This window comes from Acidovorax sp. HDW3 (genome assembly GCF_011303755.1).
GTDB lineage: Bacteria > Pseudomonadota > Gammaproteobacteria > Burkholderiales > Burkholderiaceae_C > Paenacidovorax.
The window spans coordinates 762,609-785,499 of sequence record NZ_CP049885.1 but is presented as its reverse complement, the minus strand read 5'-3'; the positions used below and the strand labels follow the sequence as shown (position 1 = coordinate 785,499).

The window sequence follows — 22,891 nt, the reverse complement described above, 5'->3', positions numbered from 1 at the left end:
TATCGCAAACCCGCAGCTGCGTTTGAAACATTTGTTACATGCTACCCCCTGGGACATACCCGACAGTGCAACTGTTACAGTCTGCGCCTTTGCCGGTTTGCCGCCCATGCCCGCCATGCCCACGCCCTCCGAACAGCACACCCCCATGATGGCCCAGTACCTGGCCCTCAAGGCCGGCTACCCCGAGACCCTGCTGCTGTACCGCATGGGCGACTTCTACGAGCTGTTCTACGACGATGCGCACAAGGCGGCGCGGTTGCTCGACATCACCCTCACGCACCGGGGCCAGTCCGCCGGCCAGCCCATCCCCATGGCGGGCGTGCCGTTTCATGCGCTCGAGAGCTACCTGGCGCGCCTCATCAAGCTGGGCGAATCGGTGGCCATTGCCGAGCAGGTGGGCGACGTGGCCACGGCCAAGGGCCCGGTCGAGCGCAAGGTGGTGCGCGTGGTCACCCCCGGCACCCTCACCGACAGCGCGCTGCTGGCCGACAAGAGCGAGGCGCTGCTGCTGGCCGTGCACCAGGGCAAGCGCGCGCGCTGCGGCCTGGCGTGGCTCTCGGTCACGCAGGGGCGGGTGTTTCTGGCCGAATGCAGCCAGGGCGAGCTTGGCGCCTGGCTCGCGCGCCTGGCGCCCAGCGAGCTGATCTACAGCGCAGGCGTCACGCAGCGCTTTGAACAGCAGCTGCAGCAGCTGCGCCACAGCGGCGCCTGCAGCTGCCCGATGGCGCCGCGCCCCGACTGGCAATTCGACAGCGCCCTGGGCCAGCGCAAGCTGCTCGAACAGCTCGGCGCCGCCACCCTCGCCGCCTGGCAAGCGCAGGAGCTGGCCGAGGCCCACGCCGCCTGCGCCGCCCTGCTGCAGTACGCCGAGCACACCCAGGGGCGCGCGCTCACGCACATCCACGCCCTGCAGGTGCAGCGCGGCGACGAGCTCATCGCCCTGCCGGCGAGCACCTGCCGCAACCTGGAGCTGACGCAAACCCTGCGCGGCGAAGACGCGCCCACACTGCTGTCACAGCTCGACACCTGCATCACCGGCATGGGCAGCCGCCTGCTGCGCCACTGGCTGCTCACGCCCGCGCGCCAGCGCCAGGCCGCGCAGCAGCGCCTGGACGCCAGCCGCGCCCTGTGCGGCAGCGGCAGCGGCGGGCCCTGGCAGCTGCTGCGCGAAGCGCTCAAGGGCATGGCCGACGTCGAGCGCATCAGCGCCCGCCTGGCGCTGCGCCAGGTGCGCCCGCGCGAGCTGCTGGCACTGGCCCTGACGCTACAAAAAACGCAGCTGCTCGCGCAGCATGGACAAGCCCCAGAGCCGTATTTGGCCCAAATTTTCAGCCACCTGCAGCCGCCCCCGGGCTGCCAGGCGCTGCTGCTGCGCGCCATCGCCCCCGAGCCCGCCGCGCTGGTGCGCGACGGCGGCGTCATCGCCAGCGGCTTTGACGCCGAGCTCGACGAGCTGCGCGCCATCCAGAACAACTGCGACAGTTTTCTGCTCGACCTGGAAGCGCGCGAGAAAGAGCGCACCGCCATCCCCAATTTGCGCGTGCAGTTCAACCGCGTGCACGGCTTTTACATCGAGGTCACCGTCAGCCACCTCGACAAGGTGCCGCCGGACTACCGCCGCCGCCAGACGCTGAAGAACGCCGAGCGCTTCATCACGCCCGAGCTCAAAGCCTTCGAGGACAAGGCCCTGTCGGCGCAGGAACGCGCGCTGCAGCGCGAGAAATGGCTGTACGAGCAGCTGCTCGAAGACCTGCAGGCGCACGTGCCGCTGCTCACACGGCTGGCGCAGGCGCTGGCGCAGCTCGACGTGCTGTGCTGCTTTGCCGAACGCGCCCTGACCCTGGGCTGGTGCGCGCCGCAGTTCGTGCCCGAGCCCTGCATCGAGATCGAGGCCGGGCGCCACCCGGTGGTCGAAGCGCGCCTGGCCGAAACCTCGGCCGGCGCCTTCATCGCCAACCACACGCGCCTGTCGGCGCAGGCGCGGATGCAGATCATCACCGGCCCCAACATGGGCGGCAAATCGACCTATATGCGCCAGGTGGCGCTGATCGTGCTGCTCGCCAGCATCGGCAGCCACGTGCCCGCCGCGAGCTGCCGCCTGGGCCCGATCGACGCCATCCACACCCGCATCGGCGCCGCCGACGACCTGGCGAACGCGCAATCCACCTTCATGCTGGAAATGGTGGAAGCGGCGCAAATTTTGCACGCCGCCACCCCCCACAGCCTGGTGCTGATGGACGAAATTGGCCGGGGCACCAGCACCTTCGACGGCCTGGCCCTGGCCGGCAGCATCGCGCGCCACCTGCACGACAAAAACCGCGCCTTCACCCTCTTTGCCACGCATTACTTTGAACTGACCGAGCTGCCCACCCAGGCGCGCCACGCCGTCAACATGCATGTGAGCGCCGCCGAGAGCGGGCACGACATCGTCTTCCTGCACGAAATCCAGGCCGGCCCCGCCAGCCGCAGCTACGGCGTGCAGGTGGCCCAGCTCGCCGGAATGCCCGCCGCCGTGCTCAGCCACGCCCGCCACGCCCTGGCCGCACTCGAAGAGCGCGCCGCCGCCGGGCAGGCGCAGGTCGATCTGTTCGCCCCGCCGCCCGCGCCGCCCGCCGCGCCCGGCAGCGCCGTCGAAACCCTGCTGGCGCAAATCAACCCCGACCAGCTCACCCCGCGCGAAGCGCTCGATGCGCTCTACCAGCTCAAGGCCCAGCTTGCCAAGCCCTGATTCATGCCGCATGATGGCATGACACCCCGCCCCCAGGACACCCGCCATGCTCAAGGAAGTCGGCGCCAGCGGCCAAATCTCGCTGGGCAAAAAATACGCCGGTCAGCTCTTTGACCTGCAAACCCGGGCCGACGGCACCATCGTGCTGCAGCCCATGCAAGTCGTGCCCGCGCCGCTGGCCGTGCAGGAAGAACGCGCCAGCTACGCCAACCCCAGCGCCGCTGGCGGTAGTGACGCTGGTGATGGCTGGCGCACGCCCGAGCGCCTGGCCCGGCGCGCCGCAGCAGCCGCACGCAGCCCGGCTGAAGCGAACGCCGCACACGCCCAGTGGGAAGAAGAAAACAAGGAAGCCATCGAGGCCATGAACCAGCGCATGTCCAGGATCGGCTCCATGGCACGACGCATCCATGATTGGCGCAAGACCAAGGCGCAGCCAGCGGCGGCAGCTGATGGCGCAGTTTGACGTCTACCCCCACCCGCTGGAGGAGTTGCGCGCCACCCACCCCTACGTGGTGCAAGTGCAAAGCCATTTCCTCCAGCGCCCTGTGGCCGTCATGGTCGTTCCACTCGCCCCCCTGAACAACCCGCAACACGCCTCCGTGCTCAACCCCCTGCTAAAGGTGGCAGGGCAGGCCTTCGTGCTGGAAACACTGGCCATCGGCTCCTTTGAACCTGGCGAACTCCGTAGCCCGCTGACCAATCTTGGCCAGGATGCCCAGGCCATCTGGGACGCACTCGACTACGCCCTGCACGGCTACTGACCCACCCCCGCCCATGACCCCGCAAGACTTCATCGCCCAATGGGGCGCCCCCGGCGGCGTACCCGGCCCCGGCTACCACCTGAACGAGGAGCAAGGCGCGCAAAGCCACTTCCTGGACCTGTGCGCGCTGCTCGATGTGCCCAAACCCGGCAGCCGCGCCGGCTACCGCTTTGAAGAAAAAAGCGCCATCGTCGGCGGCAAGACCGGCTACGCCGACGTCTTCATGCAAGGCGTTTTCGCCTGGGAAAACAAAGCCCCCGGCAAAAACCTCGACAGCGCACTCAAGCAGCTGCTCAGCTACAGCCTGGCACTGTCCAACCCGCCCATCCTGGTGGTGTGCGACCGGCTCACCCTCCGCATCCACACCCAGTTCACCGGCCACCCCAGCACCACGCACGCGCTGCGCATCGACGAGCTCGAGCAGCCCGACAAACGCGCCCTGCTGCGCCGCATCTGGACCGAACCCGAGAGCTTCAAGCCGCGCCAGACCAACCGCGACATCACCGAAGCCGCCGCACGCAGCTTTGCCACCCTGGCCGAGAGCCTGCGCGCACGCTGCCCCACGGGCACGCCCCCGGCCGTGCACGCCCAGCAGGCGGCGCACTTCCTCACCCAATGCCTGTTCTGCTTCTTTGCCGAAGACGTGGGCCTGCTGCCCGCGCGCATGTTCGAGCGCCTGGTGGGCCACGCCCACAGCACGCCCGAGCGCCTGACGCAGGGCCTGGCGCAGCTCTTTGGCGCCATGCAGCAAGGCGGCCTGTTCGGCGTGGACGACATCCCCTGGTTCAACGGCGGCCTGTTCCAGAGCATTGCCGTGCCGCCCCTGGCCGCCCCCGACCTGGCCGAGCTGCGCCGCGCCGCCGAGCTGGACTGGAGCGCCATCGACCCCAGCATCTTCGGCACCCTGTTCGAGCGCGGCCTGGACCCCGCCAAGCGCAGCCAGCTGGGCGCGCACTACACCGACCCGGACACCATCGAGCGCCTGCTCGCACCCGTCATCCGCCGCCCGTTGCTACAAAAATGGGAGCTGGTCGCGCAGCAAATACAAGCGCTGGCGGCCAAAATTACCAAAAAAGGCGACAAACACTACCGCGCCGCGCACCAGCTGTTCATCGGCTGGCTGCAAACGCTCAAGGACTATCGCGCGCTCGACCCCGCCTGCGGCAGCGGCAACTTTTTGTACCTGGCGCTGCGCTGCCTCAAAGACGTGGAGCTGCACAGCCACCTGCAGGCCGCCGAACTGGGCCTGGAGCGCGAGCAAGACCTGGTCACCGGCCCACACAACGTGCTCGGCATCGAGCTCAACGAATACGCCGCCGAACTCGCCCGCGTCACCGTCTGGATCGGCGAGCTGCAATGGCGCCTGGCGCACGGCTACCCCTTCAAGACCAACCCCGTGCTCGACACCCTGCAGCACATCGAATGCCGCGACGCGCTGCTGGCGCCCGAAGGCCAGGGCCAAGCCGCCTGGCCGCGCGCCGACGTGGTGGTGGGCAACCCGCCGTTTTTGGGCGACAAGAAAATGCGCGCCGAACTGGGCGACGCCTACACCACCGCACTGCGCCAGACCTACGCCGGCCGCGTGCCCGGCGGCGCCGACCTGGTGTGCTACTGGTTCGAGCGTGCCCGCACGCACATCAACGCCGGTCAACTGCAGCGCGCCGGGCTGGTCACCACCAACTCCATACGCGGCGGCGCCAACCGCAAAGTGCTCGACGCCATCACCGACGCCACGCGCATCTTTGAGGCCTGGAGCGACGAGCCGTGGGTGAACAACGGTGCTGCAGTGCGGGTGTCTCTGGTGGCGTTTGGCAAAAGTGACCAAGCAGCAGCGCTCGACGGCATCGCTATGGGCGCGATTTATTCAGATCTGACCGGGGGAAACGACCACGACACATTGCTCGATCTTTCGCGAGCAGTCGCTCTAAACGCCCCCGGAACCACTTTCATTGGTACCCAAAAAGGTGGCGCATTCGATATCTCAGGTGAAATCGCCCGTGCGTGGCTTCGTCAGCCCAACCCGCATGGCCAATCAAATGCAACGGTTCTCGCTCCATGGATCAATGGGCTGGACATCACCCGTAGGCCCAACGGGTTATGGATTGTGGATTTCAACGATTTGTCCGCAGACCACGCTGTGATGTTTGAAGCGCCTTGGCTCCATTGCGAAAACCATGTCAAGACATCACGACTCAATAACCGCGAAGGTCGCACAGGGGAGCAATGGTGGAAGTTACAACGGACGCGACCCGAAATGAAAGCCGCTTTGCAGCCTCTTGAACGTTTCATTGCGACGGCCAGAGTTGCCAAATATCGATTGTTTGTGTGGCAACCCTCCGCTGTCATTCCCGATTCCCAAGTCGTCGTCATCGCCCGCGCCGACGACACCACCTTCGGCATCCTGCACAGCCGCTTCCACGAACTCTGGGCCTTGCGCCTGGGCACCTCGCTGGAAGACCGCCCCCGCTACACCCCCACCACCTGCTTTGAAACCTTCCCCTTCCCCACCGGCCTGACGCCGGCCGACACCGCCCACCAGCGCACCGAAACCCTGGCCTGCGGCGCCGTCATCCCGGCCGATCTTTCAGAGCAAAAAACGGCTGCAGCGCCCGACCAGCAAGCGCTACCAGCTACCAAAATAATAGCAACCGACATCGCCCAGGCCGCCCAGCGCCTGCACCAGCTGCGCCAGCGCTGGCTCAACCCGCCCGAGTGGACCGACACCGTGCCCGAGGTGGTGCCGCTGGGCCTGGCCGCCTCGCCCTACCCCGACCGCACGGTGGCCAAGCCCGGTTTTGAAAAAGAGCTGGCCCAGCGCACCCTGACCAAGCTCTACAACCAGCGCCCGGCCTGGCTGGCGGCGGCGCACCAGCAGCTCGACGCCGCCGTTGCCGCCGCCTACGGCTGGGCGGACTACCAGCCCGACATGAAGGACGACGAGCTCCTGCGCCGCCTGCTGGCGCTGAACCTGGCGCTGAACCTGGCACACAGCGCCTGAACGCCTTTGCCACCACCCCACCCCATGACCCCCATCGTTTTCGCCCACGCCAACAGTTTTCCCGCCAGCACCTACCGCGTGCTGTTCGCGCAGCTGCGCGCGCGCGGCTTTGCCGTCAACGCCATCGAGCGCCTGGGGCACGACGCGCGCTACCCCGTCACCAACAACTGGCCGCACCTGGTGGCGCAGCTGGCCGACTTTGCCCGCCGCGAGCAAGAGCGCAACGGCCAGCCGGCGTTTCTCGTCGGCCATTCGCTCGGCGGTTTTTTGAGCGCCATGGTGGCGGCGCAGCACCCGGAGCTCGCGCGCGGCGTGCTGCTGCTCGACTCACCGCTGATTGGCGGCTGGCGCGCGCACGCCCTGGCGCTGGCCAAGCACACCGGCCTGGCGCCCTCGGTCACGCCCGGGCGCATCAGCCGCCGCCGGCGCCACCAGTGGCCCAGCACCGAGGCGGCGCTGGCGCATTTCCAGCAGAAAAAAAGCTTTGCCCGCTGGGATGCGCAGGTGCTGCAGGACTACGTCACGCACGGCCTGCACGACGCCGACGGCCAGCGCGTGCTGGCCTTTGACCGCATGGTGGAGACGCAGATCTACAACACCCTGCCGCACAACCTGGCGCAGCTGCTGCGCCAGCACCCGCTGCGCTGCCCGGTGGCCTTCATCGGCGGGCGCCACTCCAACGAGCTGCGCCAGGTGGGCCTGGGGCTGACGCGGCGTGTCACCCAGGGGCGTATGAGCTTGCTTGACGGCAGCCACCTTTTCCCCATGGAAGACCCCCAGGGCACGGCGGCGGCCATCGCCGCCGCCCTGGCCGCCCTCCCCCCCCACGAGCAGCCCACGAGCACCCCATGACACACCCGCAGATGGACGAATTTTTCATGGCCCAGGCACTGGCGCAGGCCGAGCAGGCATTGCTCCTGTCCAGCCCCAACCCGCGCGTGGGCTGCGTCATCACCAGCGCCGACGGCCAGGTGCTCGGCCAGGGCTTTACGCAGCAGGCCGGCGGCGCGCACGCCGAGGTCATGGCGCTGCGCGACGCCGCCGCGCGCGGGCACAGCGTGCGCGGCGCCACGGCCTACGTCACGCTCGAACCCTGCGCCCACCAGGGCCGCACCGGGCCCTGCTGCGACGCGCTGGTGGCCGCCGGCATCGCCCGCGTGGTGGCCAGCCTGGGCGACCCGAACCCGCTGGTCGGCGGCCAGGGCTTTGCGCGCCTGCGCGCCGCCGGCGTGGCGGTGGACGTGGGCCCGGGCGCCGAGGCGGCGCACGCGCTCAACATCGGTTTTTTCCGCCGCATGGAGCACGGCCTGCCCTGGGTGCGGATGAAAGCGGCGGGCTCGCTCGACGGCTTCACCGCCCTGCCCAGCGGCGAGAGCCAGTGGATCACCGCCGCCGCCGCCCGGGCCGACGGCCAGATTTGGCGCGCCCGTGCCTGCGCCGTGCTCACCGGCGTCGGCACGGTGCTGGCCGACAACCCGCGCCTGGACGTGCGCGCCCTGGCCACGCCGCGCCAGCCGCAGCTGGTGCTGCTCGACAGCGCCCTGCGCACGCCCCCGGATGCTGCAATTTTTATAGCACCTCGCGCTTGCCTGATCTACTTTGCAGCCCCTTTAAGCCCTGAAATAGAGGCCCGCCGCGCGGCCCTGCAGGCACGCGGCGCGCGCGTCATCCACCTGCCCGGCGCCGATGGCCGGGTCGATCTGCGGGCGCTGCTGCGCAACCTGGGCGCGCACGGCATCAACGAGCTGCACGTGGAAGCCGGCGCACGCCTGAACGGCGCCCTGGTGCAAGCCAACCTGGTCGATGAGTACCTGCTGTACCTCGCCCCCCGGCTGCTCGGCGCCGGGCGCGGCCTGGCCGACTGGAGCGGTCCGAGCCACCTGGCAGCCGCGGCGCCGCTGGCCTGGCACAGCATGGAGCGGGTGGGCGAGGATGTGCGGCTGGTGCTGCGCAAGCCATAACAACGCTCCCGCTGCGCGCGGGCTTTTTGATGGCGCGTGACGGCTGTAACTCCCCTCCCCCGCGAGGGCTTGTGTATGCACACATCTTTTTTGATAGCGCACAACGCTTGTTTGGCGCTGGTTTGCACTCCCTCTCCCCTTGCGGGAGAGGGTTGGGGAGAGGGGTGAATAGGCAAGGTGCTGCCAGCGCCCCCTCTCCCCCGGCCCCTCCCCCGCGAGGGGGGAGGGGAGCAAAAACCGCCCTTTGACCAGGCGGATGGGAGCCGTCAAAAGATGTGTGCATACACAAGCCCGCAAGGGGAGAGGGAGCAAAACCCGCGCCCCATCAGCGCAACGCGCTATCAAAAAGTGAGGGCCGTTCCCGTTTTTTAATTGAGCTTTTGCACGTCGGCGCCCGCCGGCACCTGGAAGTGGAAGGTGGCTGCCGGCAGGCTGGGGTTGGTTTGCAGGCCCGTAAACCGAATGTGCGAGCGTTGGCCGAAGCTGTCTTCAATCTCCAGCACCGCCAGCTGCGCGCCGGCAAAGCCCACGCGCACGCTTTGCAGCTGGCCGCCCAGGGCTTTGGGGCGCGCCAGCACCCACTGCAGGCCGTCCTGGTCGGGGGCGTTTTCAAGCACGAATTCGGCGCGCAGCGCCGCCAGGTCGGTGGCGGAGGTCAGCAGCGCCGCCGGCGTGCTGCCCAGGGCCTGGTCTTGCACGCGCTGGGTGACCTGGTTCAGGTCGGGGTCGTAGAGCCACAGCGTCTTGCCGTCGGCGACGATGGTTTGGGCAAAGGGCTTGGTGTAGTCAAAGCGAAAGCGCCCCGGGCGCGCAAAGGCGAAGTCGCCGCTGGACTGCTTGCTGCGCGCGGTCTGCCCGTCTTTGGGCGGGGGGGTGACGGTTTGCGTGAAGCTGGCACGGCCGCTGCGTACGTCGCGCATGAAGGTTTCGAGGCTTTTGAGGCCGTCAGCCCAGGCGCAGTGCGCGCTAGCAGCTAGTAAAACGATAGCAATCTTGAGTTTCATGGTCATTCCCGTGCCGGCACCAGCACCTCGCGCTGGCCGCTGGCGGTGAGAGCGCTGACCAGGCCGGCGCGTTCCATTTGTTCGAGCAAATTGGCCGAGCGGTTGTAGCCAATGCGCAGCTTGCGCTGCACGTAGGAGATGCTGGCCTTGCGGTCTTTGAGCACCACCTCCACCGCCTGGTCGTACATCGGGTCTTGCTCGCCGCTGGCGCTGGCGCCTTCGCCGGCCTCGCCGCCGCCGTCTTCGCTGCCTTCGCTGGCGTCGAGCACGCCGTCGATGTAGTCGGGCTCGCCCTGGCTTTTGAGGTAGCTGACGACGCGGTGCACTTCCTCATCGCTGACGAAGGCGCCGTGCACGCGCACCGGCAGGCCGGTGCCGCTGGCCATGTAGAGCATGTCGCCCATGCCCAGCAGGGCCTCGGCGCCCATCTGGTCGAGGATGGTGCGGCTGTCGATCTTGCTGCCCACCGAGAACGCGATGCGCGCCGGAATGTTGGCCTTGATGAGGCCGGTGATCACGTCCACGCTCGGGCGCTGCGTGGCCAGAATCAGGTGGATGCCGGCAGCGCGCGCCTTTTGCGCCAGGCGCGCGATCAGCTCCTCGATCTTCTTGCCCACGACCATCATCAGGTCGGCCAGCTCGTCGATGATGACGACGATGTGCGGCAGGCGCGCCAGCGGCTCGGGCGCTTCGGGCGTGAGGCTGAAGGGGTTGGCGATGATCTCGCCGCGCTCCTTGGCCTCGTCGATTTTGGCGTTGTAGCCGGCGAGGTTGCGCACCCCGACCTTGCTCATGAGTTTGTAGCGCCGCTCCATCTCGGCGACGCACCAGTTCAGGCCGTTGGCAGCCTGCTTCATATCGGTGACGACCGGGCACAGCAGGTGCGGGATGCCCTCGTAGACGCTCATCTCCAGCATCTTGGGGTCGATCATCAAGAGGCGCACGTCGCGCGCCTCGGCCTTGTACAGCAGGCTCAAAATCATGGCGTTGATGCCCACCGACTTGCCCGAGCCGGTGGTGCCCGCCACCAGGCAGTGCGGCATCTTGGCCAGATCGGCCACCACCGGGTTGCCGACGATGTCCTTGCCCAGGCCGACGGTGAGCAGGCTCTTGGCGTCGTGGTACACCTGCGAGCCCAGCACTTCGGACAGGCGGATGGTCTGGCGCCGGGCGTTGGGCAGCTCCAGCGCCATGGTGGTCTTGCCCGGGATGGTCTCGACGACGCGGATCGACACCAGCGACAGCGAGCGCGCCAGGTCTTTGGCCAGGTTGACGATCTGCGCGCCCTTGACGCCGGTGGCGGGCTCGATCTCGTAGCGCGTGATGACGGGGCCGGGCTCGGCCTGCACCACGGTGACATCGACGCCAAAGTCCTTGAGCTTTTTCTCGATCAGGCGGCTGGTCATCTCCAGCGTCTCGGCGGCCACGCTTTCCTGGCGCGCCTGGGCGCGGTCGAGCAGATCGACCTGCGGCAGGTGGCTGTCGGGCATCTCGGTGAACAGCGGCTGCTGGCGCTCCTTCACGACCCGGCTGCTCTGCGGCGCCTCGTCGAGCACGGGTTCAACGATTTTTACCGGCTGCGGGTGGTGCGCGGCGCTTTCGGCGCGCTCCTCCTGCACGACCTCGGCACGCGCCTTGGCCGCGCGCCGGCCCACGGCCTGGTCGCGGGCTTTTTCGCGCTGGGTGAGCAGCCGCTGCACCAGGGCGTCGATGCGCGCGCCCAGCCCCTCGGCCAGCTGCCCCCAGGAGAAGCGAAACACCAGCGCCAGCGCCAGCACCGCCAGCACGATGCCCAAGAGCCCCGAGCCCGTAAAGCCCAGCCAGCGCATGGCCTGCGGCCCGAGCAGGTAGCCGAGCACGCCGCCGGCGTGGCTGGGCAGGTGGTCTTCAAAGCGGTACAGGCGCGTCCATTCGAGCATGGTGCTGGTGCACAGCATCAGCACCATGCCACCCCAGAACATGAGCCGGCGCAGCAGCGGCCCGGGGGCGCCCTCGGGCTCCTGGCCGCCGCGCATCCAGCGCGCCAGCGCCGTCGCCCAGCCCCAGGCGAGCACCAGCACGCCCCACCAGCAGGAAAACCCGAGCAAAAAGTAACTGCTGTCGGCCAGCCAGGCGCCCAGGCGCCCCACCCAGTTGCTGGCCATGGCGCCGGTGCCCGAGGTGGACCAGGCCGCATCCTGCGGCGAGTAACTGAGCAATGCCAGCAGCCAGACGACGAGGGCCACCAGGCCCAGCACCAGGCTCAATTCTTGGCCGACGCGGGCGATACCGGTGCGCGCCGCAGCCTTGCCGGCGGAGGATGCGTTCAGGGTGTTGAGCGAGTAGGTCATGGCAGGCGGGCAAGCTTACAGCAAGCAGGGCTGCCAAGCCGTGCGCGCTGCAGGCGCTGGGCGGGCCTCCCTACAATCGGTGTTTGCCCTTCGGGGCGTACCACAGGAAAAACACCATGAGCACTTCGCAACACGCCCAGGTTCTGATCCTCGGCTCCGGTCCCGCTGGCTACACCGCCGCCATCTACGCCGCGCGCGCCAACCTCAACCCCGTGCTCATCACCGGCATGGCCCAGGGCGGGCAGCTGACCACGACCACCGAGGTCGATAACTGGCCCGCCGACGTCGCCGGCGTGCAAGGCCCGGAGCTGATGCAGCGCTTTTTGGAGCACGCCGAGCGCTTCAAGACCAACATCATCTTCGACCACATCAACCAGGTTGATTTTTCCAAGCGCCCCTTCACGCTGACGGGCGACAGCGGCCAGTACACCTGCGACGCGCTCATCATCGCCACCGGCGCCTCGGCCAAGTACCTGGGCCTGCCCAGCGAAGCAGCGTTCATGGGCCGGGGCGTGTCGGCCTGCGCCACCTGCGACGGCTTTTTCTACCGCGAGCAGGACGTGTGCGTGATCGGCGGCGGCAACACCGCCGTGGAGGAAGCCCTGTACCTGGCCAACATCGCGCGCAAGGTGACGCTGGTACACCGGCGCGACAAGTTCCGCGCCGAACCCATCCTGATCGACAAGCTGATGGCCAAGGTGGCCGAGGGCAAGATAGCTCTTAAAACCTTCTTCAACTTGCAAGAGGTGCTGGGCGACGACAGCGGCGTGACTGGCATCCGCATCCAGAGCACCGAGGACGGACACAGCGAAGATATTGCCCTGCAAGGCTGCTTCATCGCCATCGGCCACGCGCCCAATACCGAGATTTTCCAGGGCCAGCTGACACTGGAAAACGGCTACATCGTCACCCAGGGCGGACTCAAGGGCTTTGCCACGCAAACCAGCGTGCCCGGCGTGTTTGCCGCCGGCGACGTGCAGGACCACGTGTACCGCCAAGCGATTACGAGCGCCGGCACGGGCTGCATGGCGGCGCTCGATGCCCAGCGCTTTTTGGAGCAACAAGGGTAAATCCGCGCACCGCGCTATAATCGCGGGCTTTGCTGCTTTGGCCCCAACCCAGAGCAGCGGGGTTACCGCCACCCCTATTCTGGCGAGGTGAGGTTGCAGGCCGTGTTTCAGGGCTTGCAGCCGTGCAACTATCGGAGTGTCCTCATGGCACGCGTATGTGAAGTAACGGGCAAGAAGCCCATGGTGGGACACAACGTCTCCCACTCGAACATCAAAACCAAGCGCCGTTTCCTGCCCAACCTGCAGTACCGCCGTTTCTGGGTGGAGAGCGAAAACCGTTGGGTGCGCCTGCGCGTCTCCAGCGCCGCCCTGCGCCTGATCGACAAGAACGGTATCGACTCCGTGCTCGCAGACATGCGTGCCCGTGGCCAAGCTTAATTTCCTGAAGGAGAAACACCATGGCTACTAAAGGCGGACGCGAAAAGATCAAGCTGGTCTCCACGGCGAGCACCGGTCACTTCTACACCACCACCAAGAACAAGAAGACGATGCCTGAAAAGATGTCGATCATGAAGTTCGACCCCAAGGCGCGCAAGCACGTCGAGTACAAGGAAGCGAAGCTGAAGTAATTCGGCCCCGCCCTCCCAAAAAACCGCCACGGCGCAAGCCTTGGCGGTTTTTTGTTTTTGGGCCCCTTCCCCCTCTGGGCTTGTGTATGCACACATCTTTTGACGGCTCCCATCCGCCTGGTCAAAGGGCGGTTTTTGCTCCCCTCCCCCCTCGCGGGGGAGGGGCCGGGGGAGAGGGGGCGCTGGCAGCACCTTGCCTATTCACCCCTCTCCCCAACCCTCTCCCGCAAGGGGAGAGGGAGTGCAAACCAGCGCCAAACAAGCGTTGTGCGCTATCAAAAAAAGATGTGTGCATACATAAGCCCTCTGGGGGAAGGCTGGGATGGGGGCTTAGTTCCTCTGCCACACAGCGGCAAAAAAGCCATCCGTCTGGTGCAGGTGCGGCCACAGGCGCAGGTAGCGCTGGCCATCGTCGCCGCCGCTGCACAGGCTGGCGGTGCCCTCCACCTTCAATTGCGCCAGCAGCTCGCCGGCCGCCAGCGGCGCAAAGTCGGGGTGCGCAGCGCCAAAGGCTTCGGCAATGGCCTCGTTCTCCTCGGGCAGCACGCTGCAGGTGGCGTACACCAGGCGCCCGCCGCTTTTCACCAGGCGCGCAGCGCTGGCCAGAATCGCCGCCTGCTTGACCGTCAATTCGGCCACGGCCTGCGGGCTTTGGCGCCATTTCAAATCGGGGTTGCGCCGCAGCGTGCCCAGGCCCGAGCACGGTGCATCGACCAGCACGCGGTCGATCTTGCCGGCCAGGCGCTTGACGCGCTCATCGCGCTCGTGCGCAATCGCCGCCGGGTGCACGTTCGACAGGCCCGAGCGCGCCAGGCGCGGCTTGAGCGCATCGAGCCGGTGGCCCGAGACGTCGAACGCATACAGCCGCCCGGTGTTGCGCATCTGCGCACCAATCGCCAGGGTCTTGCCGCCAGCACCGGCACAAAAATCCACCACCATCTCGCCACGCTTGGCATCGAGCAGCAGTGCCAGCAGCTGTGAGCCTTCGTCCTGCACCTCGAGCGCGCCGCGCGTGAAGGCGTCGAGCTTGTTCAGCGCCGGCTTGCCCTGCACCCGCAGGCCCCAGGGGGAGTACGGCGTTGCTTCTGATTTGATAGCTGCTTGCGCAAGCTCCTTCTGCACTTGCTCGCGTTTTTCTTGTAAAGCGTTGACGCGCAGATCGAGCGGCGCCTGCTGCTGCAGGCTCTCGGCCAGCGGCCAAAAGCCCGCGCCCAGCTGGGCTTTGAGCGGCTCGGCCAGCCACTGCGGCAGGTTGTGGCGCTGGGGTTCGAGCAGTTCATCGGGGCGCACGCTGTCGCAGGCGTCGATCCAGGCTTTTTCCTGCTCGTTCAGGGCGCTTTTGAGAAAGTCGCGCGGGCCATAAAAGCCCAGAATGGCCAGGCGCCGCTCCTTCGGCCCCGATCCTGAGCGCGCGAGCTGCTCGAACAGGATTTTCTGGCGCAGCACGGCGTACGTGGTCTCGGCCAGGGTGGCGCGCTCGCGCTGCCCCAGGTTGCGATGGTCACGGAAAAAACGCGACACCACGGCGTCGGCCGGGTGTTCAAAAGAAAGGGTCAGCCTGACGAGTTCAGCGCAGGCGTCTAAAAGGGCTTTGGGATGCATGGGGGCGATTGTCCCATTTACCCGCCACCCTCCCACGGCGCCCGGATACCCGGTACCGGCCCCTGCTGGATGCGCCCCTCAGCCCCGCAACAAAGCCGCCACCGCGCGCGGGTAGATCACGTGCTCTTGCGTCAGCACCCGCGCGGCCAGGGTGTCGGCCGTGTCGCCGGGCAGCACCGGCACCACGGCCTGCTCCAGGATGGGGCCCACATCCAGCTCAGCCGTCACCTGGTGCACGGTGGCACCGGCAAATTTGCAGCCGGCATCAATCGCGCGCTGGTGCGTGTGCAGGCCGGTGAAGGCCGGCAGCAGCGAAGGGTGGATGTTGATGATGCGTCCAGCGTAGTGCGCCACAAAACCCGGTGTGAGGATGCGCATGAAGCCCGCCAGCACCACCAGCGCCGGCTGGTAGCGGTCGATCACCTGCGCCAGCGCCGCGTCAAAATCTTCGCGGCTGGCAAAGTCTTTGTGGTTGAGCACCTCGGTGGCAATGCCCTGGGCGCGGGCAAAGTCCAAGCCCTTGGCCTCGGCCTTGTTGCTGACCACGGCGGCCACCTGCGCCCCCAGGCTGCGCGCCCAGTCCTGCTGCTGCGCCGCACGCACGATGGCAGCCATGTTCGAGCCGCCGCCCGAGATCAAGATGACGATGTTTTTCATAAGGTGGGGGATTATCCCTGGCGGCGCCTGATCACACGGGCCGGAGGTTACGTTACCGATCCCACGTACCGCCAACACCATCACATCTTCGATAATGGCAGGTTCACGAAAAATTCTCGCCTCCTTTTTTATATTTCACATCAAGCCATGAGCATCGCCGATCCCATCCGCCAATATCTTGACACGGCCCGTGCACAAATCGCCCAAGGTGATCTCCAGCAGGCAGCACAAACACTCAATCGAGCCCAAAAGAAATCGCCCAACGATGCACGCACCTTCATGGTTGCCAGCTGGATGGCAGAAAAATCGGGCAACATCCAAGGAGCCTTTGATGCGCTGCGCAAATGCGTCGCTATGGCGCCAAACTGGGGGCCTGGTCTGCTGGAGCTCGCACTGCTGCTGGCGCGGCAAAACCAGTTCAAAGAAGCGACCGAAACGGCTGAAAAAGTAGCCACGATCGAGCCACGCAACCTGCAGGTGCTGGCCGGTGTGGTTGACATTGCCCACCGCGCCAGCCACAACGAGATGGCGATTCGCCATTTGCGCCGGGGCTTGGAGCTGGTGCCAGGCGACGTACAGCTGCGCCATTTGCTCGCACGCGACCTGAGCACCGAAGGTGCACACGCCGAAGCACTTGACATCTGGGGCGCATTGATCGAACAAAACCCTGCCGATGCCCAAGCGCGCCTGGGCCGCGTGCAAACCCTGCTCGCAGCGCAAACACCCGCCAGGGCCATTGCAGACACTACGGAACTACTGGCCCAAGCCCCTGGCGATTCGGTCTACGCGTACTACAACGCCCTGGCCCACGGTCAAGTCCCCACGCAGCAGCCCGTGGCTCTGAACCAATCCCTGTTCGACAACATGGCTGAAATTTACGACCTCCACATGGTGCGCGGCTTGGGCTACCAACTGCCCAAACAAGTGGCAACGCAAATCAAGAATCTGCACGCCGGCAAGCCCTTCAACGTGCTGGATCTGGGCTGCGGCACCGGCCTGCTTGGCGTCTGCCTGGGGCGTATCGAAGGTTTCCTCATCGGCGTTGATACTTCGCGCAAAATGGTCGAGCAAGCGACCCGCCACAACGTTTACGACCGCTTTCACACCGTCAATCTGCACGACGCGCTGCACGAAACTCCCGACGCGCTGTACCACGTCATCACAGCACTTGACGTTTTTCCCTATGCTGGAGCACTCGACGAAATCATCCCGAATGCGCACCGCATCCTGCTACCGGGTGGACACATGATTTTTTCGTGTGAAAGTGCACCGGAAAATGGTGCCACGCTCACGCTGCCCAGCACCGGCCGCTACGCACACCAACGCAGCCACATCGAAGCACTGTGCCGAGCGGCAGGCTTTGTGCGCGTAGATGTGGAAGACACCGTGTTGCGTTACGAGAACCGGGAGCCCGTCCAAGGCTTCGTCATCACGGCCTACAAGGCCGCCTGATCACGTCAGCTGAAAGTCCACCGGCGCCAGCGGCGCCGGCAGCTCGGTCTCGCCGAGCGAGGCCAGCAGGCTGATCTCGATGCCCCGGCACAGGGTGTCGAGCGGCAGATCGTTGCTCTCCAGGCCGAAGGGCTCCTCCAGTTCGTCGCCCACTGCATCCAGACCGAAGAAGGTGTAGGCGACGATGGCCACGACGAAGGGCGTCATAAAGCCCACGGTATCGACCAACCCGAAGGGCAGCAAGAAGCAGTACAGATAGGCCGTGCGGTGCAGCAGCAGGGTGTACGAGAACGGCACCGGCGTATTTTTGATGCGCTCGCACGCGGCCGCTGCCGCTGTAAGCGCCGACAGCGTGGCATCCACCGCTGCGGCCAGGCAGGGCTCGATGCGGCCCGCGCGCAACTCGGCCCCCAAGTCGCGGCCCATGACCAGCAGCAAGGCGTCGGGCAGTGCGGCGCGCTGGCGCTGCAGCTGTGCCCACTCCTTTGTCCCCAGCCAGTGTTGCAGCAGCGGCGCATCGCTCTGCCCGCGCAGCTGCAAGCGCAGGGCGTGCGCAAAAGCAATACCCCGGTGCACCATGCGCACGCGCACATCGTCGGAGCGGGGGCTCTGCAGCGCGGGCAGCGCCAGCAGCGATTGGCATTGGCGCGACAAGGTTCGCAGGCGCAGGGTGATCTCACCCCAGAGCTTGCGCGCCTCCCAATAGCGGTCGTAAGCGGCGGTGTTGCGAAACCCGAGAAAAATCGCCAGCGGCAGGCCAATCAGCGTGAACGGCACCGGCGTCAGCGTGACCTTGAGCGTGAACAAATGACCATGCACCAAGGTCACAGCCAGCGCCAGCAAAGTGTTGACCAGCAGCATCAGGCGAATGCGCTGCAAGATCGAACCGCGCAGCAACAAAAACAAACGCAGCCCCGACGGGCGCTCGCGGACGATCATGGACAAACCCCAGGGAAAACCCTCAATTCAACCACAAACCCAGGCCGGTTTCCCGCCGCCGCCGAGCGATGCCTGCCGCCGCGAGGCTGCCGGGCGCAATATACTCCGTCTCCTATTGAAACAGGGCTCCCGCGCTTGCCAGGCTTGCGCCAGCCGCTATCAAAATAAAAGCATGAAAATCTTCCGTGGCTTTCATCGGCCGGGTTTGGCCAGCGCCTGCGCGCTGACCATTGGCAACTTTGACGGCGTGCACCGGGGCCACCGCGCCATGCTGGCGCTGCTCGCGCACGAGGCGCACCTGCGCGGCGTGCCCAGCTGCGTGCTGACCTTCGAGCCGCACCCGCGCGACTACTTTGCCGCCGCCTTGCGCAAGCCCGCGCTGGCGCCGGCGCGCATTGGCACGCTGCGCGACAAACTCTCGCAGCTGCAGGACTGCGGCGTGGAACAGGTCGTGGTGCAGCCCTTCAACGCCGCGTTCGCCGCGCTGTCGGCGCAGGACTTCATCGACCAGGTGGTGCAGCGCAGCCTGGGCGCGCGCTACGTACTCGTCGGTGACGACTTCCGCTTTGGCGCCCAGCGCGCGGGCGACTACGCCCTGCTCGACGCCTGCGGCCAGGCACGCGGCGTTGATGTTGCGCGCATGAACAGTTACGAGGTGCACGGCACGCGCGTCTCCAGCACCGAGGTGCGCAGCGCCCTGGCCAGCGGCGACATGCAGGCTGCCGCGCGCCTCTTGGGCCGGCCCTACAGCATCAGCGGCCACGTGCTGCACGGGCGCAAGCTCGGGCGCCAGCTGGCCGAGTCGCGTGCCGGCGCCGGCGACGGCTTTCGCACCCTGAACCTGCGCTTTGCCCACTGGAAGCCTGCCGCCAGCGGCATTTTTGCCGTGCGGGTGCATGGCCTGAGCGATACGCCGCTGCAGGGCGTGGCCAACCTCGGGGTGCGACCCTCGCTCGACCCGAACGACGTCAATGGCGGGCGCGTGCTGCTGGAGACGCACTGCCTGGACTGGCCCGCGCACCTCGGCGCCGAGGGGGGCTACGGTAAAATCATCCGCGTGGAACTGCTGCACAAACTGCACGACGAGCTGAAATACGACAGCCTCGCGGCCCTCACCCAAGGCATCGCCCGCGACTGCGAAGACGCCCGGGCGTACTTTGCCGGCCACGCCGAAACCCACCGCCAGACCACGCGCGACCGAATTTGACGGGGCCGCCCGCGCCCCGCCCCTGTCCCTGTGCGTCCGCCCGTCTTGCCCGCTCCTGGCGCCCCTGCCGGGAGCGCCCTTGTTTTGAAGGTTTCCCCCCATGTCCGAAAACCAACCCGCCAAGCCCAGCAAACCTGCCGAAGCGTCCGCCTACCGCGCCACGCTGAACATGCCCGACACGCCGTTTCCCATGCGCGGCGACCTGCCCAAGCGCGAACCGGGCTGGGTCAAGGAGTGGAACGAGCAAGGCGTGTACCAAAAGCTGCGCGACGCGCGCCGGGGTGCACCCAAATTCATCCTGCACGACGGCCCGCCGTACGCCAACGGCCAGATCCACATCGGCCACGCGGTGAACAAAATTTTGAAGGACATGATCGTCAAGAGCCGCCAGCTCGAAGGCTTTGACGCCCTCTACACCCCCGGCTGGGACTGCCACGGCCTGCCGATCGAAAACGCCATCGAGAAGCTGCACGGGCGCAACCTGCCGCGCGACGAGATGCAGGCCAAGGGCCGCTCCTTTGCCACCGAGCAGATCGCGCAGCAGCTGCTCGATTTCCAGCGCCTGGGCGTGCTCGGCGAGTGGGACAACCCCTACAAGACCATGAACTTCGCCAGCGAGGCCGGGCAGCTGCGGGCGCTGAAAAAAGTCATGGAGCGCGGCTTCGTCTACCGGGGCCTCAAGCCTGTGTACTGGTGCTTTGACTGCGCCAGCTCGCTGGCCGAATTCGAGATCGAATACCAGGACAAAAAGAGCCAGACGCTGGACGTGATGTTCCCCGCTGCCGAGCCGGCGCGCCTGGCCGCCGCCTTTGGCCTGCCGCAGTTGGCCAAGCCCGCCTTCATCGTCATCTGGACGACCACCGCCTGGACGATTCCGGCCAACCAGGCGCTCAACGTCAACCCGCAGCTCGAATACAGCCTGGTCGATACCGAGCGCGGCCTGCTCATCGTCGCCAGCGCGCTGGTCGAAAAATGCCTGGAGCGCTGGCAGCTGCAAGGCCAGGTGCTGGCCACGGCCCTGGGCGAGAAGCTCGACCACCTGGGCTTCCGCCACCCGCTGGCGCATGTGGACAAGGCGTTTGACCGCCTCTCGCCCGTGTACCTGGCCGACTACGCCACGGCCGACGACGGCACCGGCATCGTGCACAGCGCGCCCGCCTACGGCGTGGACGACTTCAACAGCTGCCGCGCCAACGGCATGGCGCTGCAAGACATCCTCAACCCCGTGCAGGGCAACGGTGCCTACGCGCCCGAGCTGGGCCTGTTTGGCGGCCAGCACATCTGGAAGGCCGTGCCGGTCATCATCGACGCGCTCAAAGTGGCTGGCCGCCTGCTCGACTCGGTCACCATCACGCACAGCTACCCGCATTGCTGGCGCCACAAGTCGCCCGTCATCTACCGCGCCGCCGCACAGTGGTTCGTGCGCATGGACGAGGGCGAGGGCGTGTTCACCGACCCGGCGCAAAAACCGGCGCAAACCCTGCGCCAGATTGCGCTCGCAGCCATCGAAAAAACCAATTTTTACCCCGAGAACGGCAAGGCCCGCCTGCGCGACATGATTGCGGGCCGGCCCGACTGGTGCATCTCGCGCCAGCGCAGCTGGGGCGTGCCCCTGCCCTTCTTCCTGCACCAGGACACGGGCGCACTGCACCCGCGCACCCTGGAGATCATCGACCAGGCGGCGGCCATCGTCGAGCAAGGCGGCATCGAAGCCTGGAGCCGCGCCACGGCGGAAGAAATTTTGGGGGCGCAAGACGCCGCGCACTACACCAAGAGCACCGACATCCTCGAAGTGTGGTTCGACTCCGGCTCCACCTTCTGGCACGTGCTGCGCGGCACGCACGCCGGTATGCACCACGACGAGGGCCCCGAGGCCGACCTGTACCTGGAGGGCCACGACCAGCACCGGGGCTGGTTTCATTCATCACTCTTGCTCGCCAGCGCCATCTTTGGCCGCGCGCCCTACCGGGGCCTGCTCACGCACGGCTTCACGGTCGATGGCCAGGGCAAGAAGATGAGCAAGTCGCTGGGCAACACTGTCTCGCCGCAAGAGGTCAGCTCCAAGATGGGCGCCGAGATCATCCGCCTGTGGTGCGCGTCCACCGACTACTCGGGCGACCTGGCGATTGACGACAAGATCCTCGCCCGCGTGGTCGATGCCTACCGCCGCATCCGCAACACGCTGCGCTTTTTGCTCGCCAACGTCAGCGACTTCGACCCCGCGCAGGACGCCGTGGCCGAGGGCGACCTGCTGGAGATCGACCGCTGGGCGCTGGCGCGCGCCGCCGAGTTCCAGGCCGAGCTGCTGGGGCACTACAAAGCGTACGAATTCCACCCCGTGGTCACCAAGCTGCAGCTGTTTTGCTCGGAAGACCTGGGCGGCTTCTACCTCGACGCGCTCAAGGACCGCCTCTACACCACCGGCGCCAAGAGCCTGGCACGGCGCAGCGCGCAAACTGCGCTGCACCAGATCACGCACGCCATGCTGCGCTGGATGGCACCCTTCCTGTCCTTCACCGCCGAAGAAGCCTGGAAGCTGTTTGGCCACAGCCCCTCCATCTTCCTGGAAACCTACCAAACCCTGCCCGCCGGCGACGAGGCGCTGCTGGCCAAGTGGGCGCGCATTCGCGCCATCCGCGATCTGGCAAACAAGGAGATCGAGCAGCTGCGCACGCAAGGCGGCGTCGGCAGTTCGCTGCAGGCGCGCTTGCAGCTCACCGCCGCCCCCGAGGACTACGCGCTGCTCGCCAGCCTGGGCGATGATTTGAAGTTCCCATTCATCGTTTCTGCTATTGATTTGATAGCTGGTGACGCTCTCCAGATAAGCGTTAGCGCCATTTCTGATGCCAAATGCGAACGCTGCTGGCATTACCGCGCCGACGTTGGCAGCAACGCGCAGCACCCCACGCTGTGCGGCCGCTGCGACAGCAACCTGCACGGTGCGGGCGAGTCCCGCACCCACGCCTGATGCGCTGCGCCAACCCGCACAAAGCCGCCAGCCTCTGGCCCTGGCTGACCTGGGCGCTGCTGCTGTTCGTGGCCGACCAACTGAGCAAGGCGCTGATCCTGGGCGCCTACCAGCTCGGCGAGGCGACGCCGGTGACGGGTTTTTTCAACCTCGTGCGCGCGCACAACAGCGGCGCGGCGTTTTCCTTTTTGGCCGACGCCGGCGGCTGGCAGCGCTGGGGCTTCATCGCCTTTGGCCTGGCAGCGGCGCTGTTCATCGTCTGGCAGCTGTGCCAGCACCCGGGGGAGAAGCTGTTTGCCTTTGCGCTCTCGAGCATCCTCGGCGGCGCCATTGGCAACGTCGTCGATCGGCTGCAGCACGGCTATGTGGTGGATTTTCTGGACTTCCACTGGGCCTTTCTGGCGGGCCTGTTCCACGGCGGGCATTTTCCAGCCTTCAACCTAGCCGACTGCGCCATCACCATCGGCGCCATCGGCCTGATCCTCGACGAGCTGCTGCGCGCGCGCCGCCCGCAGGCTTGACCCCCCGCCGGGCTGCGCCATTGCGCACCCGGGCACCAGCAACGGCGCACGGCAGTAGACTGCAAGGTTCGATACCACGCACCGCCCGGCTGTTGGCGCGTGCCCAGGAGACAACGCCGCCGCC

At 66.7% G+C, this 22,891-nt stretch carries 18 protein-coding genes; 13 read left to right on the top strand and 5 right to left on the bottom strand.

Going from position 1 to position 22,891, the window contains the following annotated elements; genetic code table 11:
* The first annotated feature begins 115 nt into the window (after window positions 1-115).
* From mutS to ribD, 6 genes are read left to right on the top strand one after another with little or no spacing between them, the layout of a single operon-like run.
* Window positions 116-2,728, top strand: coding sequence for a DNA mismatch repair protein MutS (gene mutS, locus G7045_RS03515; RefSeq protein ID WP_166160335.1), 2,613 nt, complete (start codon window positions 116-118; stop codon window positions 2,726-2,728).
* Window positions 2,729-2,774: 46 nt separating this feature from the next.
* Window positions 2,775-3,191, top strand: a complete 417-nt coding sequence (locus G7045_RS03510) for a type II toxin-antitoxin system CcdA family antitoxin (RefSeq protein ID WP_166157402.1) — start codon at window positions 2,775-2,777, stop codon at window positions 3,189-3,191.
* Window positions 3,178-3,489 carry a CcdB family protein gene (locus G7045_RS03505; protein WP_166157399.1) on the top strand — a complete coding sequence of 104 codons (312 nt, stop codon included), beginning with the start codon at window positions 3,178-3,180 and terminating at the stop codon, window positions 3,487-3,489. The genes G7045_RS03510 and G7045_RS03505 overlap by 14 nt, the downstream gene beginning before the upstream one ends.
* A gap of 13 nt (window positions 3,490-3,502) precedes the next feature.
* On the top strand, window positions 3,503-6,487 hold the full coding sequence (locus G7045_RS03500) for a DNA methyltransferase (protein ID WP_166157396.1): 2,985 nt from the start codon (window positions 3,503-3,505) through the stop codon (window positions 6,485-6,487).
* 24 nt (window positions 6,488-6,511) lie between these two features.
* Entirely contained in the window at window positions 6,512-7,339 is an 828-nt protein-coding gene (locus G7045_RS03495) for an alpha/beta fold hydrolase (RefSeq protein ID WP_166157393.1), read from the top strand.
* Window positions 7,336-8,448: a bifunctional diaminohydroxyphosphoribosylaminopyrimidine deaminase/5-amino-6-(5-phosphoribosylamino)uracil reductase RibD gene (gene ribD / locus G7045_RS03490; protein WP_240919259.1), complete on the top strand. Its 1,113-nt coding sequence runs from the start codon at window positions 7,336-7,338 to the stop codon at window positions 8,446-8,448. The genes G7045_RS03495 and ribD overlap by 4 nt, the downstream gene beginning before the upstream one ends.
* A gap of 368 nt (window positions 8,449-8,816) precedes the next feature.
* On the opposite strand, the gene lolA is transcribed toward ribD, so the two are convergent.
* Both lolA and G7045_RS03480 read right to left on the bottom strand, forming a co-directional pair.
* Window positions 8,817-9,452, bottom strand: coding sequence for an outer membrane lipoprotein chaperone LolA (lolA, locus tag G7045_RS03485; RefSeq protein WP_166157390.1), 636 nt, complete (start codon window positions 9,450-9,452; stop codon window positions 8,817-8,819).
* A 2-nt stretch (window positions 9,453-9,454) separates the two neighbouring features.
* Entirely contained in the window at window positions 9,455-11,782 is a 2,328-nt protein-coding gene (locus G7045_RS03480; protein WP_166157387.1) for a DNA translocase FtsK, read from the bottom strand.
* 116 nt (window positions 11,783-11,898) lie between these two features.
* On the opposite strand from G7045_RS03480, the gene trxB reads away from it, so the two are divergent.
* From trxB to rpmG, 3 genes are all read left to right on the top strand, one after another.
* Window positions 11,899-12,852 (top strand): thioredoxin-disulfide reductase, encoded by a 954-nt coding sequence (gene trxB, locus G7045_RS03475; protein WP_166157384.1) that lies wholly within the window; start codon window positions 11,899-11,901, stop codon window positions 12,850-12,852.
* Window positions 12,853-12,996: 144 nt separating this feature from the next.
* Window positions 12,997-13,230, top strand: a complete 234-nt coding sequence (gene rpmB, locus G7045_RS03470) for a 50S ribosomal protein L28 (RefSeq protein WP_166157382.1) — start codon at window positions 12,997-12,999, stop codon at window positions 13,228-13,230.
* Window positions 13,231-13,250: 20 nt separating this feature from the next.
* Window positions 13,251-13,421, top strand: a complete 171-nt coding sequence (rpmG, locus tag G7045_RS03465; protein WP_166157379.1) for a 50S ribosomal protein L33 — start codon at window positions 13,251-13,253, stop codon at window positions 13,419-13,421.
* A gap of 330 nt (window positions 13,422-13,751) precedes the next feature.
* On the opposite strand, the gene G7045_RS03460 is transcribed toward rpmG, so the two are convergent.
* On the bottom strand, window positions 13,752-15,023 hold the full coding sequence (locus tag G7045_RS03460; RefSeq protein ID WP_166157376.1) for an RsmB/NOP family class I SAM-dependent RNA methyltransferase: 1,272 nt from the start codon (window positions 15,021-15,023) through the stop codon (window positions 13,752-13,754).
* A 78-nt stretch (window positions 15,024-15,101) separates the two neighbouring features.
* Window positions 15,102-15,680: a phosphoribosylglycinamide formyltransferase gene (purN, locus tag G7045_RS03455; protein ID WP_166157373.1), complete on the bottom strand. Its 579-nt coding sequence runs from the start codon at window positions 15,678-15,680 to the stop codon at window positions 15,102-15,104.
* A gap of 147 nt (window positions 15,681-15,827) precedes the next feature.
* Between purN and G7045_RS03450 the strand changes: the two genes are divergently transcribed.
* On the top strand, window positions 15,828-17,132 hold the full coding sequence (locus tag G7045_RS03450; protein ID WP_166160333.1) for a tetratricopeptide repeat protein: 1,305 nt from the start codon (window positions 15,828-15,830) through the stop codon (window positions 17,130-17,132).
* Here the strand turns inward: G7045_RS03450 and G7045_RS03445 are convergent, their stop codons facing one another.
* Window positions 17,133-18,071: a bestrophin family protein gene (locus G7045_RS03445; protein ID WP_166157370.1), complete on the bottom strand. Its 939-nt coding sequence runs from the start codon at window positions 18,069-18,071 to the stop codon at window positions 17,133-17,135.
* A 172-nt stretch (window positions 18,072-18,243) separates the two neighbouring features.
* Between G7045_RS03445 and G7045_RS03440 the strand changes: the two genes are divergently transcribed.
* From G7045_RS03440 to lspA, 3 genes are all read left to right on the top strand, one after another.
* Window positions 18,244-19,278, top strand: coding sequence for a bifunctional riboflavin kinase/FAD synthetase (locus G7045_RS03440; protein ID WP_166157367.1), 1,035 nt, complete (start codon window positions 18,244-18,246; stop codon window positions 19,276-19,278).
* A gap of 100 nt (window positions 19,279-19,378) precedes the next feature.
* Complete coding sequence (ileS, locus tag G7045_RS03435) at window positions 19,379-22,246, top strand: isoleucine--tRNA ligase (RefSeq protein ID WP_166157364.1); 2,868 nt, start codon at window positions 19,379-19,381, stop codon at window positions 22,244-22,246.
* On the top strand, window positions 22,246-22,767 hold the full coding sequence (gene lspA, locus G7045_RS03430) for a signal peptidase II (RefSeq protein WP_166157361.1): 522 nt from the start codon (window positions 22,246-22,248) through the stop codon (window positions 22,765-22,767). Before ileS ends, lspA begins: the two co-directional genes overlap by 1 nt.
* Window positions 22,768-22,891: the final 124 nt, after the last annotated feature.